This window comes from Corynebacterium sp. UD i78, assembly GCF_056280545.1.
On sequence record NZ_JBWCED010000001.1, the window covers coordinates 278,799 to 292,561 of the forward strand.

The 13,763-nt window shown below is 68.0% G+C and carries 11 protein-coding genes and 2 pseudogenes; 6 read left to right on the forward strand and 7 right to left on the reverse strand.

What is annotated here, in order from left to right:
- Nucleotides 1–42 precede the first annotated feature (42 nt).
- From ACZ9GM_RS01320 to ACZ9GM_RS01340, 5 genes and pseudogenes are all read right to left on the reverse strand, one after another.
- A complete protein-coding gene (locus ACZ9GM_RS01320) occupies nucleotides 43–1,074 on the reverse strand; it encodes a siderophore ABC transporter substrate-binding protein (RefSeq protein WP_476037070.1) in 1,032 nt (343 codons plus the stop codon).
- Between the two features lie 310 nt (nucleotides 1,075–1,384).
- Nucleotides 1,385–2,788 (reverse strand): ABC transporter ATP-binding protein, encoded by a 1,404-nt coding sequence (locus ACZ9GM_RS01325; RefSeq protein WP_291474227.1) that lies wholly within the window; start codon nucleotides 2,786–2,788, stop codon nucleotides 1,385–1,387.
- Nucleotides 2,789–2,797: 9 nt separating this feature from the next.
- The gene (locus ACZ9GM_RS01330; protein ID WP_291474228.1) at nucleotides 2,798–3,142 is read right to left on the reverse strand and encodes an ABC transporter transmembrane domain-containing protein; all 345 of its coding nucleotides are present in this window, start codon (nucleotides 3,140–3,142) and stop codon (nucleotides 2,798–2,800) included.
- 5 nt (nucleotides 3,143–3,147) lie between these two features.
- Entirely contained in the window at nucleotides 3,148–4,884 is a 1,737-nt protein-coding gene (locus ACZ9GM_RS01335) for an ABC transporter ATP-binding protein (protein WP_291474229.1), read from the reverse strand.
- 386 nt (nucleotides 4,885–5,270) lie between these two features.
- Nucleotides 5,271–5,614, reverse strand: a pseudogene (locus ACZ9GM_RS01340) (PH domain-containing protein).
- A gap of 57 nt (nucleotides 5,615–5,671) precedes the next feature.
- Here ACZ9GM_RS01340 and ACZ9GM_RS01345 point away from each other — a divergent pair.
- From ACZ9GM_RS01345 to ACZ9GM_RS01360, 4 genes are read left to right on the forward strand one after another with little or no spacing between them, the layout of a single operon-like run.
- Nucleotides 5,672–5,977 carry a hypothetical protein gene (locus tag ACZ9GM_RS01345; RefSeq protein WP_291474230.1) on the forward strand — a complete coding sequence of 102 codons (306 nt, stop codon included), beginning with the start codon at nucleotides 5,672–5,674 and terminating at the stop codon, nucleotides 5,975–5,977.
- Between the two features lie 41 nt (nucleotides 5,978–6,018).
- The gene (locus ACZ9GM_RS01350; RefSeq protein WP_476037071.1) at nucleotides 6,019–6,843 is read left to right on the forward strand and encodes a MurR/RpiR family transcriptional regulator; all 825 of its coding nucleotides are present in this window, start codon (nucleotides 6,019–6,021) and stop codon (nucleotides 6,841–6,843) included.
- A complete protein-coding gene (locus ACZ9GM_RS01355; RefSeq protein WP_291474232.1) occupies nucleotides 6,840–7,502 on the forward strand; it encodes an ABC transporter ATP-binding protein in 663 nt (220 codons plus the stop codon). Before ACZ9GM_RS01350 ends, ACZ9GM_RS01355 begins: the two co-directional genes overlap by 4 nt.
- Nucleotides 7,499–8,284 carry an ABC transporter permease gene (locus tag ACZ9GM_RS01360; protein WP_291474233.1) on the forward strand — a complete coding sequence of 262 codons (786 nt, stop codon included), beginning with the start codon at nucleotides 7,499–7,501 and terminating at the stop codon, nucleotides 8,282–8,284. The genes ACZ9GM_RS01355 and ACZ9GM_RS01360 overlap by 4 nt, the downstream gene beginning before the upstream one ends.
- A 108-nt stretch (nucleotides 8,285–8,392) precedes the next feature.
- Here ACZ9GM_RS01360 and ACZ9GM_RS01365 read toward each other — a convergent pair.
- Nucleotides 8,393–8,659: pseudogene (locus ACZ9GM_RS01365) on the reverse strand (nucleotidyltransferase family protein); the annotation flags it as partial.
- A 264-nt stretch (nucleotides 8,660–8,923) separates the two neighbouring features.
- Nucleotides 8,924–9,895, reverse strand: coding sequence for an iron-siderophore ABC transporter substrate-binding protein (locus tag ACZ9GM_RS01370; RefSeq protein ID WP_476037072.1), 972 nt, complete (start codon nucleotides 9,893–9,895; stop codon nucleotides 8,924–8,926).
- An 85-nt stretch (nucleotides 9,896–9,980) separates the two neighbouring features.
- On the opposite strand from ACZ9GM_RS01370, the gene ACZ9GM_RS01375 reads away from it, so the two are divergent.
- On the forward strand, nucleotides 9,981–11,492 hold the full coding sequence (locus ACZ9GM_RS01375) for a helix-turn-helix transcriptional regulator (protein ID WP_291474235.1): 1,512 nt from the start codon (nucleotides 9,981–9,983) through the stop codon (nucleotides 11,490–11,492).
- A 453-nt stretch (nucleotides 11,493–11,945) separates the two neighbouring features.
- Nucleotides 11,946–13,727: a cytochrome b/b6 domain-containing protein gene (locus ACZ9GM_RS01380; RefSeq protein ID WP_476037073.1), complete on the forward strand. Its 1,782-nt coding sequence runs from the start codon at nucleotides 11,946–11,948 to the stop codon at nucleotides 13,725–13,727.
- The last annotated feature ends 36 nt before the right edge of the window (nucleotides 13,728–13,763 follow it).

A 13,763-nucleotide genomic window follows, 5' to 3' on the forward strand; every position in this document is an offset into this window, starting at 1 on the left:
TCGGTCAGCAGGCCGGGCGTGGGGCGGGCGTGGTGCCGGGAGTTACTCGGCAGCCTCGAAGGCATCGGCGACGGTGTTGAGGACCTCGGTGTAGGCGATGATGTCCTCGGTGGTGTAGAAGTCGTTCGGCAACAGGATGATCTGGTCGTTCTGCACGGCCGGGACGTTCTTCAGGGCCTCGGAGTCGGCGATGAGCTCCTGGGCGGAGTGGTACTCGGGCTCGTCGGCGGAGACGGCGGCGTCACGGTCCAGGACGATGATCCAGTCCGGCCTGGAGTCGGCGATGGCCTCGACGGAGATGTCGTCACCCTGGTGGTTGGTGGAACCCTCGTGGTCGTAGGACGGGGTCAGATCCAGCATGTCGAAGATCGGCCCCACGGAGCGGCCGGTGGACGGGGCGGCGTAGTTGATGTCGCCGCCGGAGGTGACCAGGCCCATGACGGTCTCGTCGGAGTTGTAGGCCTCCTTGGCGCGGTCCTTGGCCTCGTCGAAGGCGGAGACCAGATCCTCGGCCTCGTCGTCCTTGTCGAAGACCTCACCCATCAGGTTGGTGATGTCCTTGAGGGTGTCCTCGGTGGACTGGGTCGCCGGGGCGTCCTCGTCGGTACTCTCGAGGTCCTGGTCGAAGCTGAGGTCCAGGATCGGGGTGTCCGGGAGCAGTTTCTTCATCTCGTCGTACTGGGATGCGTAGCGGTAGCCGGTGATGATGAGGTCCGGGTCGGCGGCGACAAGCTCCTCGAGGTTCGGCTCGCGGTGGGAACCGGTGTCGTGGATCTCGGTGTCCTCGTGGTACCTGGTGATGGAGTCCGGGATCAGGGTGACCGGGGCGGAGACCAGGTCGATGTCCCAGTCGGAGAGCACCTGGAAGATGCGGTTGTCGAAGGCGGCGACGCGCTCCGGGTCGGCGGGGATCTCGACCTCGCCGCGGGCGTCGGTGACGGTGCGGGTGTCTCCGTCGGAGCTGCTGTCGTCATCGTCGGAGCAGGCGACGAGGGAGCCGGCCGCCAGGAAAGCGGTGGCAGCCAGGGCGACGGGTGCCAGGCGGCGGCGGTTGCCGCGGAAAAGGGTGCGCATGTTTACGGGGGAGTCCTCTCGGAACGTCAGGTTCGGAAATCTCTTTCTGCACCCTAGCCAAATGGGAGCAGCATATGCCAAGCGCAGCCTAAGTAGAGATATGGGACGCCTCACCGCGACATGGCCCGAGAAACGCTGTCGCCCCAGTTCGTGCAGGGGTTACAGCGCTTCCCTGTGAACCGGCAACGGGGGTGAGATTTGGGGGTGATGAGAGAGTATGTAGTGAGAGCTGTGTTCTTCACTACCTGCGGTTACATGGTAGTGATTCTGATTCACCCGTTGCGTCGGATGCCGGACGGGCCGGTCGCTCTCAGGCCGCCCACGCCCGCCACAGTGTCGCGTACCGGCCACCGGCGGCCACGAGCTGCTCCTGCGTCCCGCACTCGACGATCCGACCGTGCTCCATCACGGCGATCCGGTCACAGGACGTCGCCTGGCTCAACCGGTGGGCGATGACCACCCCGGTGCGTCCTTCCAGTACCGCCGCGGACGCCCGGTCGAGGACATCGGCATGGGTGGAGCCGGCGTCCGCCGTCGCCTCGTCGAGGATCACCAGGTCGGGGTCGGCGACCAGCACCCGGGTCAGCGCGAGATGCTGCGCCTGCGCGGCGGTGAGGTCCACCCCCTGCAGGCCCAGCGGGGTGTCGAGACCCTTCGGGAGCTGGTCCAGCAGATCGTCCGCACCGGTGACTGTCAGCGCCTCCGTCAGGGCACTGTCGGGGACGGCCGCCGGGTCGGACGCACCGAGCACCAGGTTGTCCCGCAGGGTGCCGGCGAAGACATGCGTCTCCTGGGAGATCAGCATGGTGCGCTCAGGCGCCTGCAGTGTTCCGGTGGTCACCGGGTGGATACCCGCCAGCAGTGCGGCGACCGTCGACTTCCCCGCCCCGGACGTGCCGACCAACGCGACATGCTCGCCGGGAGCCAGCGTCAGTGAGACATCGTGGAGGACATCGCCCGCGTCAGGATTCTCCGGGGCATAGGAGAAGGACACGTCCCCGAGGACGACGCCGGCGTCCGGCGAGGTCGGGGTGGAAAACGCCCTGGCGTCCTGCGCGGGAAGATCGGTGACCCCGATGATGCGCGCCAGCGAGGCCGTCGCGGACTGCAGCACGTCGATCTCGCGCATGAGCATGCCCAGCGGTGCCTCGATACGCAGGAAGAACAGCACCGCCGTGGTGACCGCGCCGATGGTGGGAGTGCCTCCGCCGGAGACGTCACCGACCAGCACGTACCCGATGAGCAGCACCGCGGTGAGCATCGCCAGGAAGGCCGCGTCGACCCGCCACATGAACATCGTCTGCACCGTGCGCGCCCGCAGGGACCACCGGTTGACCTGCCAGGACGCCTCCGCGATCCGCCCGGAATGGCGACCCGACAACCGGAAGGCCAGCACTGTCGGCAAGCCCCGCAGCGAGGACAGCAGGATGTGGGCGCGGTCGCCGAATGCCGCCCGCTCCGCGGCGTACATCGGCGGGGCGAGTCGCAGGTACCACTGCACAGTCCACCAGTACAACGGCAGCGCCACGGCGATGACCAGTGCCAGGCGCCAGTCGAGTGCGGCGACGCCGACCAGTGTGAGCACGATGGCGAAGAAGGTCTTGGTCAGCGAGGGCACGACCTGGGAGAGTGCCTCGGAGACCTGCGCGACATCGTCGCTGGCACGGGAGATGAGGTCGCCGGTGCCGGAGCGTTCGACCCGCTGCTGCGGCATCGACAGCGCCTAGCGGATGAGCTTCTCACGCAGGGTGGCCAGCAGACGCTCCATCACCCGTGACGCCACGAGGATCCCGAGGACGGCCAGGACCGCCGCGCCGACCGCGGACCCGAAGATGAGCAGCCCGTAGAGCCAGAGTGACGTGGTGCCGTCCCCGTCGGCGGCGCCGGCGACATCGTCGACGATGCGTCCGAGAACCGCCGGGGTCACCAGTTCCAGACCCGCACCGGCGGCGGCGAGGACCGCGGAGATCAGCAGGAGGACGCGGCGTCCGCGCAGTTCCCGCCACAGGGTCGTGGCGGTGCGCTTCCCGGTGGCGATGGGCAGGCGGGCGTCGGTGTTGTTCTTCACGGCGCTCACAGTTCCACCACCCGGTCGCAGGAGGCGAGCATCGTGCGGGACGCGGTGACGATCACGGTGGTGCGTCCGGCACGGAACGGGGCGACGCGCTGGGCGACGGCGGCGCCCGTGACAGAGTCCACCGCCGTCGTCGGGTCATGGAGCACCAGGACCGGTGGGTCGGCCGCCAATGTCCTGGCCAGGGCGATGCGCTGACGTTGTCCACCGGACAGGCGCGTCCCACCGTCGCCGACTCTGGTGTACTCACCCTGGGGAAGTGCCTCGAGGATGTCGTCGCAGGCCGCGGCATGCAGCGCGCCGGGGATACGCCCGGGTTCGGCACCGGGGACATTGATGTTTTCGGCGACGGTGCCGTCGAAGAGGTCGGCGGTGTGTGGAGCCGTGAGCACCTGCGACCTGTAGTCGTCGATATCGAGCTGCTCCGCGGCCGTTGTCCCGAGCAGGACGCCGCGTCCGTGGGCGAGACGGTCAATGAGTTCGCGGGCGGGGCGTCCTTCCGCGTTGACGCCGACGCACTCGCCGGGTTCCACGGTGAGGTCGCCGACGGTGAGGGAGGTGGCGTCCTGCGCGGTCGCGGTGGTGGCGTGCTCATCGGCGTAGGGGGTGCGCAGTAGGTCGAGGACGCGTCCGCCAGAGGCGACGCCGGTGGCCCACGGCGCGCCGATCATGTTCGGCAGGCCGGTCAGGGGTCCCAGGAGGAACTGTGTCAGACCGACGACGGAGATCAGTTCGCCGACGGTGAGGTGACCGTTGAGTGCCAGGGATGCGGCACCGAGGCTGAGCCCGGCGATGAAGACACCGGTGACGGTGTTCATCGAACCCGTGTACAGCGCTCGGGAGTTGCGGGCCTTCAGCGCGCCGTCGAGGGCGTCGGCGCTGACGGACTCGTAGCGCGTCGCGGCGTTGGTCTCTGCGCGCAGGCCCTTGATGACGCGGTAGCCGGTGATGATGTCGCTGGCCTGGCCGGTCGCCCGGGCTACGAGGGCCTGTTGTCTCTGGCTGCGTTTCTGCAGGGGACGCCCGGCTTTCGTCATGATCCAGAGCGTCACCGGGGCGCCGATGATGAGGGCCAGACCGAGCGGCCAGGAGATTATGGTGAGGGCGACCGCGCAGGCCACGACGGCGGCGAGTTCGCCGACGGGGTAGATGGAGAGTTGCATGGTGCCGGCGAGGCGGAAGACGTCTCCGGTGGCGATGGAGAGCATCGCGCCGCCGAGGTGGTCGGTCTTCATGCCGGCGGGGTGGAGCAGGCGGTCGGTGACGTCCATGCGCAGCCGGTGCTGGACCTGCTGCATGCCGTAGAACCCGGTGCGGGAGCCGAAACGGAAGCAGAGGGACGCGGCGACGGCCGCTGCGGTGAGGGCGATGAGCCAGGTGATGAGCTCGCCGAGGCTGTGGTGGGCGATGGCCTTGTCGACGACGAAGCCGGCGCTCACCGGGACGGCGGCGGAGCACAGCTGACTCAGCGCGAGCAGGAGGCCGCCGGGGACCGTGTACTTCGTGGCACCGAAGATGACGCGCCGGGTGAACTGTTCCGGCGTGGTGTATTCGTCATAGGGGATCGGTGGGCTCTTGAGCTGGTGCTCAGGGGCCTGGAGCAGCAGTGGCCAGCGGATGCCGAAGAGGTGGCTGCGCAGGGTCTCGTCGGTGAAGGCGTCCTGCGGCCGGGGTGCCTGGGCACTCGTGTCGGCGTCGGCGGTGTCGTCTGCGGCGCCAGGGGGAGGTGTGGTCACGGTCACTGAGACTACGGGGTGGGTGACGCTACGTGTTGTCCTGAAGTGACAGATGGTTAGCGGGAGGGGACAGTGTGTGCGCTGCGTCAATGGTGCGGGTCGGGTGCTCCTGGGCGGTTCAGAAGCCTGGTCCGACCTGGAGCACCCGACCTGGAGGGCTTCAGAACTGTGGCAGGCACAGATCCGCGATTCTGTGCCACAGAATCCGTGATTCGTGCCTGACGCAGATGTGCTGCACGCATCGTCGAGCAGTCGGTCCACGAGGAGACTGCGCCGGCGGACACGGTCCTGTTCGCCAAGGCGCTCACCGAGATCGCGGACGCCGAGGCGGTGCTCACGCTGCGGAAAGCGGCCTCCTCCCTGGCCGACGGCGGCCAGCGTCCGCGTCAGTGGTTGCCGAGCAGGATATTCGCGATGAGCTGGTCGAGTCGCCGGACATCCACATCGCGACCGGGACCGGTCTTGATCTTGCCGGCCCGGGTCCACAGTTCCAGCTCTGCCGTGGAATCCAGTGTGCCGGCGTTCTCCGAGGACCACATGTTGATCGAGGAGTTATGGCGGTATGGCAGGGAGTACATCTCGCTCTTCCTGCCGCGGAGGCCCTGCGCGTCCCTGACGATGAGTCGACGGTCGGTGAGACGGCGGAATCGCGGCAGGTCTTGTAGGCGGCGATGGGCGTTTCACCCGGGACGAGGATCGGACCGATGTCCTCGGGGATCGGCACCTCCATCTGGAAGGGCCAGGAGGTGATGACATTGATTTCAGTCGGCAACTGCCGGCGTCTCCGGTGGGGGAGATCCCGGACGCCGTCCTCCTCATCCATGACCTCAACCAGCTGCCGGACGCGGATGCGGTCCACCGGCTGCGTCACCTCGCAGCAGGAGCGGGAAAGGTCCTGGTCGTGGAGGACACCTTCGACATCTCCGGCACCATCGACGAGCACGCCGCCGAGAACGACGTCCTCTCCCTGGCTGCCTGGGGATCGGGCTTCCGCACCGGTACGGAACTGGCGACGGTTTTCGCGGACGCCGGAGTCACTGTCATTGTGACCGGGAGGTTCGGCTGGGACCGGACGGTGTACACCGTGGTGTAGCACACACTACATCCTTCGGCGAATCCTGTAGTGTTCACAACATGCAACTGGTTGACCGCATTGCCGCCCACCGCAGTGAACTCACTCCCGCGGAGGTCCGCGTCGCAGAATTCATGACCGACAATCCGCACAGTGTCGGCTACCTCTCCGCACTGAAGCTCGCCGAGGCGTCCCGCACCAGCGACGCCACGGTCGTGCGCACTGTCCGCAAGCTCGGCTTCGACGGCCTTGATGACCTGCGTGAACAGCTCGCCGTCGAGCTGTCCCGGGCCGGCCGGATGGAGAGTTCCATCCAGGCGCTCGTGTACGAGCCGGAGAGCGAGGTCACCCGGCACATCGCCGGGTCCGCCGACGCGGTCGGCGTCCTGCTGGAACGCATCGGCCAGGACGCCCTCGCCGGGGCCGTCGAGGTCATCGCAGCCGCCGGCCGAGTAGTCATCGTCGGTTTCGGCCCGGCCAGGTCCATCGCCGACTACGCGGCCCACCGGTTCCGCCGTGCCGGGGCACAGTCCGTCGCCGCCGGGTCGAGCGGACGCGCCTTCGCCGACGAACTCGCCGCCCTTGCCGACGGTGACGTTGTCGTGCTCATGTCCTACGATCGTGCCACCGTGGAGGTCAGCGTCCTCTATGCGCGGGCCGCGGCGCTCGACATCCCGGTCATCCAACTCAGCGAAGGCGTCCACACCGTCGATCCGCGATGCGCGGTGGTGCTCGGTGTGGGGCGCGGCAATCCGGAGTACAGCCCCAGCTATGCCCCGACCGTGGTGGTGCTCGAGGCGCTGGTGCTGGCGGTCGCGGCGTCCGACCCGGACCGTAGCGCGGCGGCCGGCGTGGTGCTCGACGACCTGCGGGACCAGCTGTCATGAGCGAACCGTTGTTCTCCTTCGGGAACGTCACCCTGGTCCGCGACGGGCGCCCCATCCTCGACCATGTGACCCTCGACATCCCGACCGGCGGCATCACCGCGGTGACCGGACCGTCCGGCTCCGGCAAGTCCACACTGCTGCGCTGCTGCAATCTGCTGGAGACCCCCACCTCCGGACGCATCCTCTACCGCGGGACCCCGTTGACCGGCCCCGGTTCCCTTGACCCGCTGACCCTGCGCCGGCGGGTCGCAATGGTCTTCCAGCGGCCTACGGTCTTCGCCGGCACCGCCCTGGACAACCTGCGCGCCGCCGACAGGTCCCTCGACGGGGACGCCGCCACGGCTCTGCTGGCCGAAGTCGGACTGGAGGCGTCCTACCTGCACCGCGAGGCGGACACGCTCTCCGGCGGCGAGTCACAACTGCTCTGCCTCGCCCGGGCCCTGGCGACCGAGCCCGATGTGCTGCTCGCTGACGAGGTCACCTCCTCCCTCGACGAGGACGCCACGAGCGTCCTCGAATCACTTGCCCGACGGCTCGCCGCCCCGGACGCACAGGGAGGACGTGGCCTCTCGGTGCTCTGGGTCTCTCACGACCCGGCGCAGGTCGAGCGGATCGCCGGCCGGTCCATCCGGATCGACGCCGGGCAGGTGACCGCATGAGCGGGGACGGAGGTGCCGTCGGCTGGGTCGGCCTGGCGGTCTCGCTGATCTTCATCGCCGTGGCCATGGCGGTGACCAGTGGATTCCACCTGAAGCTCAACCGGCCGATCGTCGTCGCCGTGGTGCGCTCCCTGGTGCAGATGGGCATCGTCGGCTATGCCCTGGTGCTGCTGGTGGACCCGGATACGTCGATCTGGTGGTCGTGGGCGTGGACGGTGGGCATCATCGTCTTTGCGGCGGTGACGGTGACGCGTCGCGCCCCGCGGGTACCGGGTCTGTTCCTTATCTCGATGACCGCCTGTACAACGATTGCTGTGACCTCGCTGGCCGTCATCTTCGGCTTCGGGATCTTCGAGCTGACCAGCCGTGCTCTGGTGCCGGTGGCCGGGATGGTCGTCGGCAACTCGATGAAGGTCGGTGTGGTCGCGACGACCAGGGTCTCGGAGTTCGCCTCCGACCAGCGGGCCGAGGTCGAGGCCGGGCTGGCGCTGGGGATGAGCGTACGCAGGGCGTCCTCCCGGCTGCTGCGTTCGGCGCTGCGTACCGCGATCTCGCCGCAGGTCGAGCAGACCGCGGCGCTGGGTATCGTCTTCCTGCCGGGCGCGATGACGGGTCTGATCCTGGCGGGCATGGACCCGCTGGAGGCGGTCGCCACGCAGCTCGCGCTGATGTACGTCATCCTCGCAGGGGTGGTCATTGCCGCGGTCATCACCGGGATCGGGACGCTGCGGGCACTCACCACCCCCGGGCAGACACTGGCGCAGCTGGCGCGGCAGGGGTAGCGGAGCGGTCAGTCCGGGTCGCCCAGATCCGCGCCCGGTCGGCGTCGAACAATCGGGCCTCCAACTCTCCACTTGCCGTGCGGAGAGATCGAAGAGCCCGAACCCCTCAGGCAGGTCCACCAGCAGCTCAATGTCGGAGTCCTCGTGGTCCTCGCCGCGGGCGACGCTGCCGAATACCCGGGGGTTGGTCACGCCCACCCTTCTGAGGATCTCCAGGACCTGTGGACGGCGTCGTTGGAGCCGTTGGCCCGATGGGGTGGTGCTGTGGAATCGGAGTAACCGGGAGACCTCCGGTTGGCTTCGGCCGATGGCGTCCGCGATCTGTCGTCGGCTGAGACCTGCTGCATGTCCGGTGCGGACGGCGGACACCAGCATCTCGGCGGCGTGGGCCCGGAGCTCGTCCGCGTTGTGCACTTCGCTGCGGATCTTGTCGATAGATGCTTCTGTAGTGGTCGTATAGTAGATGCCGTCAACGTGGGCAATGCGCGGATACCCCTTGTATGTGCTGGCCCCTGACCGGCTGCCCGTCCTTCGACGTCGGTTCTGTGTTCCCTGTCAGGAGCTGACCCGGATCTGTAGATTATGTCCGGTCGGATCGACAGAATCGGGTCTGCTCATGACAACGGAGAAGTCCTGCTCCTACTCCACCGCAGCGGTGAGCTCCGGAGTGATCTGCTCGACGGCCCAGTCGAGGCTCATCGGGCCGGACGCGGTTGTCACCGCATAGCCGAGCGCCATGTCCTGCCAGATCAGTGCGCCGTTCTTCACCGACGGCAGGGCGGCGAACCGGGGGTTGTTCTCCAGCTGCGACTTCTCGCCGGTCGGGTCGTAGATGACCAGGACATCGCCGTCGAGCTCGTCGAGCCGCTCCAGGGAGACCGTGCCGCGGGCACCGGCGGCCTGCTGCTTCTCGTTCTGGACCATGCCGAGGTCCTCGAACATGGAGTTGGTGGAGTAGACCAGCTGGCCCTGGTTGAGCATCGCCGAGTTGTAGGTCAGTTCATCGATGCCGGGGAACTTGTCCCGGATCTCGGCGATCCGGTCGTTGTACTTCTCCTTGACCTCGGCGGCCTTGTCCTCCAGTCCGGTGGCCTCGGCGACACCGTCGAGGATCGGCTGCCACGCCGGACCGTCGGCGGGCCAGTCGTAGACGAGGGTCGGGGCGATCTTCTCGAGTTCAGACCATGTGGCGTCATCCGTGTAGACATCGCCGACAATGACGAGGTCGGGGTCGTAGGACGCGATCGCCTCGGGGTTGGCGGTGCGGTCGGCGGTGAGGGCGGCGTCCTCCGCCCAGTCGATCTTTCCCTCCAGCCACGGCATGCTCCCGTCGCCACCCTGGATCTCGAACATGGCGACCGGCTCGAGACCGAGGGAGAGCACGGGGTCGATGCCGGCCTCGTGCAGCACGACGATCCGCTCGGGCTTCTCGTCGATGGTCGAGGACCCGAGGGTGTGCTCGACGGTGACGGGCCAGGACGCGCTCTCGGATGTGGTAGCGCCGGTGGTGTCCGTGGCATTGTCATCGGCATCGTCGGAGCTGCAGGCGGTCATGCCGAGGGCGAGGAGCGCGCCCAGCAGTGCGGCGGGAAGGGTACGGGACAGTTTCACTGGTTCTCCTGGGATCCTGAGGTCATGTAGTCAAGAGGACAGGCTATGCTTCGTTCCATGTCTCTCTGTCGTCCCGGACTGCCCCGTGCTTGACGATCTGACACCCTTCCGGACCACCCTGGCCTCAGATTCCCGGTACCTGCTGCTGTGGTGCCACACCGGTACGGTGGCCGTGCGCTGCGGCACGGTGGAACGACTGACCGCCGGGCAGTGCGTCCTGATCCCTCCCGGGAAGGACGCCACGCTCGTCGTCGCGCCGGGCGCCGTCGTCGTGCCGGTGCGGATCGCGGTCGAGGAGGTCGCGGAAGGTATGGCAGGTCCAGTCGGTCCAGTCGGTCCAGTCGGTCCAGGCCGTTCGGACGCCCCACAGGTCTTCACTCCGGGCGAGGAATGGAACGACTGGCTGCTGCACCACTTCACCGCGTCCATCGCACCGATCCGGGAGCCGGGGTACCGGGCCGCCGAGATCGTCGAGCGGTTGCGGGGGAGTGCGGGTGCGGTGGCCGCGCAGCCGATGCCGACGATGCTGACGATGCCGCGCAGTCCTGAAGCACGGCAGGTGGCCCGCGCCCTGGTGAAGGATCCCGCGTGCGGGTGGACTGTCGCCCAGTGGGCGTCCTCCGCGCAGGTGGGGGAGAGGACGTTGCACCGTGCCTTTGTCGCGGAGACCGGGCTGACCATTGCCGCGTGGCGTCGGGAGGTCCGGTTGGACGCCGCCCTGTCCCTGCTGCGTGACCCGGAGAAATCGGTGGCGCAGGTCGCCGAGGCTGTCGGATTCCGGACGTCGACCGGGTTCATCCGGGCGTTCAGCACCCGGTCCGGTCTCACGCCCACGGCGTGGCGGAACGGTCAGGACGCTGCGGACGCGCCGGGCGTCCTCCCGTCGGAGCTCCCGGTGTGGGCGGCGGCATCTGCCCCGCCGAGCCTGGACCACGGCTTCCACCTGCTGCTGTGGGTGTACCGCGGGACAATGCGGCTCACCGTCGGTGAGCAGGTCATCGATGTCACCGAGGGAGAGGTGGCGTGGATGCCTGCCTATCGCGGGCACGGGGTGCAGCTGGGGCCGGGGTCGGTGGTCCTCCCGTTGACGTTCACGGTCGCTGAGGTGGAGATCGGGGAGAAGGTCGGACCGGTGACGGTGCCGGCGTACGAGGTTCCGGCACTGCTGCAGCACGTCATGGCGAACCAGTGTGGTGTGGGGCCGACCGGGTACGACAGGACGGTGGTGCCGGGTCGGGCCTGGGTGCCGGGACAGGTTGTCGCTGCGGACGTGTCCGGCTCATGGACCTCGGTCGGAGCTGCGACTGTGGCGGACGCTCTGCTGGCTGACCTGCGTGACCGGCGCACCCCGGCGCAGTGGGCGGCGTCGGTGGGGCTGACCGTCAGGGCGCTGAACGAACGGTTCCGGGAGGCGACCGGGATGACTCTGCTGCAGTGGCGCACGACGGTGCGTCTCCAGGCGGCCATGCGGATGCTGTCGACCGGAGCGACACCGTCGACGGCCGCCCATGCTGTCGGCTACCTGCACCTGTCACAGTTCAGCCGTGACTTCGCGGCCCGGTACGGGATGGGGCCGCGGGAGTTCAGGGGGAAGTGAGTCGGAGGGTAGGCACTGCCGGTGGTCACCGGCTCCGAGGAGGCGGTCGGCGGCAGTACAGGACTCCCGGTGTGTAATACCATGAGACGTGACATCGCAATAGGAAACAGATAGGCGTACCGCTTTCGCTTCATGCATGAGAGTGGTTTGTGTCTCGCCATCTGCCTGGTGCGATTTTCGACACAGTGCACCACGGTGGGTTATCCTCTGTGCGATGTAGTTATCAATTCAGATTGGTTGAGTTGAAGGGACATCGTTCGCAGAACAAAAGAAGTTTTCTACGCACTACCTACCGGGACTTTCCGAAAAATGGGAAGAACCGGCAGGTGGTCGCTATGATCTTCAACGTCGTGAACGCCGACTTTGACGCAGTTCGGTTCACAGTTCAAACACAACTCAGCAGTGCCACAGACGAGCAGCTACAGACGAGTAAAAGCAGGAGGAGACCAGACAATGTCGACCACACCCCCGCCCCCGGGCGCGCCCGGGCAGCCTGACGGCGACGCCGCGTCGACGGCATCGGCGCCCTCGGGTGCTCCGATCAAGCTGACTGCCCCGGGTGCGCCCGGTGCCCCCGGAACCCCGGCCGCGCCGGCCACTCCCGCTGCGCCTGCCGAGCCTGCTGCTGCCGCAGAGTCGACGGCACCTGCTGCGCCGGCCACCGAGCCCGCTGCTCCGGCCCCGGCCGCGCCGTCCGGTCCGATCAAGCTGAACGCGACCGCACCGGGAGCTCCCGGTGCTCCGGGTGCGCCTGCCGCACCTGCGACTCCCGCAACCGCAGCTCCGGCGGCCCCGGCTGAGGCTCCGGCCGCCGCTGCGCCTGCCGCACCTGCGGCCGAGCCGGCTGCCCCGGCCGCTCCGTCCGGTCCCATCAAGCTGAACTCCGGCGCTCCGGGTGCCCCGGGTGCGCCTGCTGCCCCGGGTGCGCCTGCCGCACCTGCTGCGGCGCCCGCCGCACCGGCGGCTCCTGCTGCTCCCGGTGCCCCTGGTGCACCCGCCGCCCCTGGTGCCCCGGCTGCACCCGCCGCTGCCGCACCTGCTGCTCCGGGCGCTCCCGCTGCTCCGGGCGCTCCCGGTGCCCCTGCAGCCCCCGCTGCTCCCGCCGCCCCTGGTGCCCCGGCTGCACCTGCCGCTGCCGCACCTGCTGCTCCCGCAGCCCCTGCAGCCCCCGGTGCTCCCGCAGCCGGCGCTCCTGCTGCCGCGGCGACGACGACCGCCGCCAAGCCCAAGCCGAAGCCGAAGCCCGAGAAGAAGGAACCCTTCACCATCTTCGGCATGGAGGTCGCTGACCTCTGGGGCATGGCTGTCGCCGGCGTCGGTGGCGTGGCCGCCAGCGCCTGGGCCGCCGTCAAGGGCCTCGGCAAGAAGGGTGCGATGATCTTCGGTGCCGCCCTGGTTGCCGCCATCATCATCGTCGTGGCTGTCCGCTGGTTCATCCACCTCGACTTCATGGAGAGCTGGATCGAGCAGTACCCGGGTGAGTACGAGCCCGCCGAGTCCATCGCCCCCGATGAGGGCTTCCCGATCTGGGCCCGGTGGCAGCACTACCTGAACTTCCTGTTCATGGCCCTGATCCTGCAGTCCGGACTCCGCGTCCGTACCCAGCAGAAGCCGCCGGCTGTCTGGCAGCCCAAGAAGGGCGGCAAGAAGATCAGCATCAACCTCTGGCTCCACACCTCGCTGGACCTGTTCTGGATGCTCAACGGTCTGATCTTCATCGTCCTGCTGTTCGTCACCGGACACTGGGCCCGTATCGTCCCGACCAGCTGGGAAGTCTTCCCGAACGCCATCTCCGCCGGTCTGCAGTACGCGTCCTTCGAGTGGCCCGCCGAGAACGGATGGACGAACTTCAACTCCATCCAGCAGATCATGTACTTCCTGGTCATCTTCGTCGCCGCCCCGCTGGCCATCATCTCCGGCCTGCGCATGAGTGAGTGGTGGCCGTCCGAGGCCAAGAAGCTGAACAAGCTCTACCCGGCCCCGGTCGCCCGGAAGATCCACTTCCCGACGATGATCTTCTTCGTGTTCTTCGTCTTCGTCCACGTCTTCCTGGTCTTCACCACCGGTATGACGCATAACCTGAACCACATGTTCGCCGGTAACGACTCTTCCAACCTCGGTGGCTTCGTCTGGTTCGTGTTCGGACTCGCCGTCGTCATCGCCCTGGTATCCGCGGCGCGTCCGCTGGTCATCCAGCCGATCGCCGGCAAGTTCGGTCAGGTCAGCGCCCGCTAGTCACTGACGACAGGTACTGACCGGCACAAGCCGGGC

Coding starts and splice junctions, on each gene's coding strand:
- ACZ9GM_RS01320 (WP_476037070.1), bottom strand. CDS start 1,074: ATGCGCACCCTTTTCCGCGGCAACCGCCGCCGCCTGGCACCCGTCGCC.
- ACZ9GM_RS01325 (WP_291474227.1), bottom strand. CDS start 2,788: ATGCCGCAGCAGCGGGTCGAACGCTCCGGCACCGGCGACCTCATCTCC.
- ACZ9GM_RS01350 (WP_476037071.1), top strand. CDS start 6,019: ATGCAACTGGTTGACCGCATTGCCGCCCACCGCAGTGAACTCACTCCC.
- ACZ9GM_RS01355 (WP_291474232.1), top strand. CDS start 6,840: ATGAGCGAACCGTTGTTCTCCTTCGGGAACGTCACCCTGGTCCGCGAC.
- ACZ9GM_RS01360 (WP_291474233.1), top strand. CDS start 7,499: ATGAGCGGGGACGGAGGTGCCGTCGGCTGGGTCGGCCTGGCGGTCTCG.
- ACZ9GM_RS01380 (WP_476037073.1), top strand. CDS start 11,946: ATGTCGACCACACCCCCGCCCCCGGGCGCGCCCGGGCAGCCTGACGGC.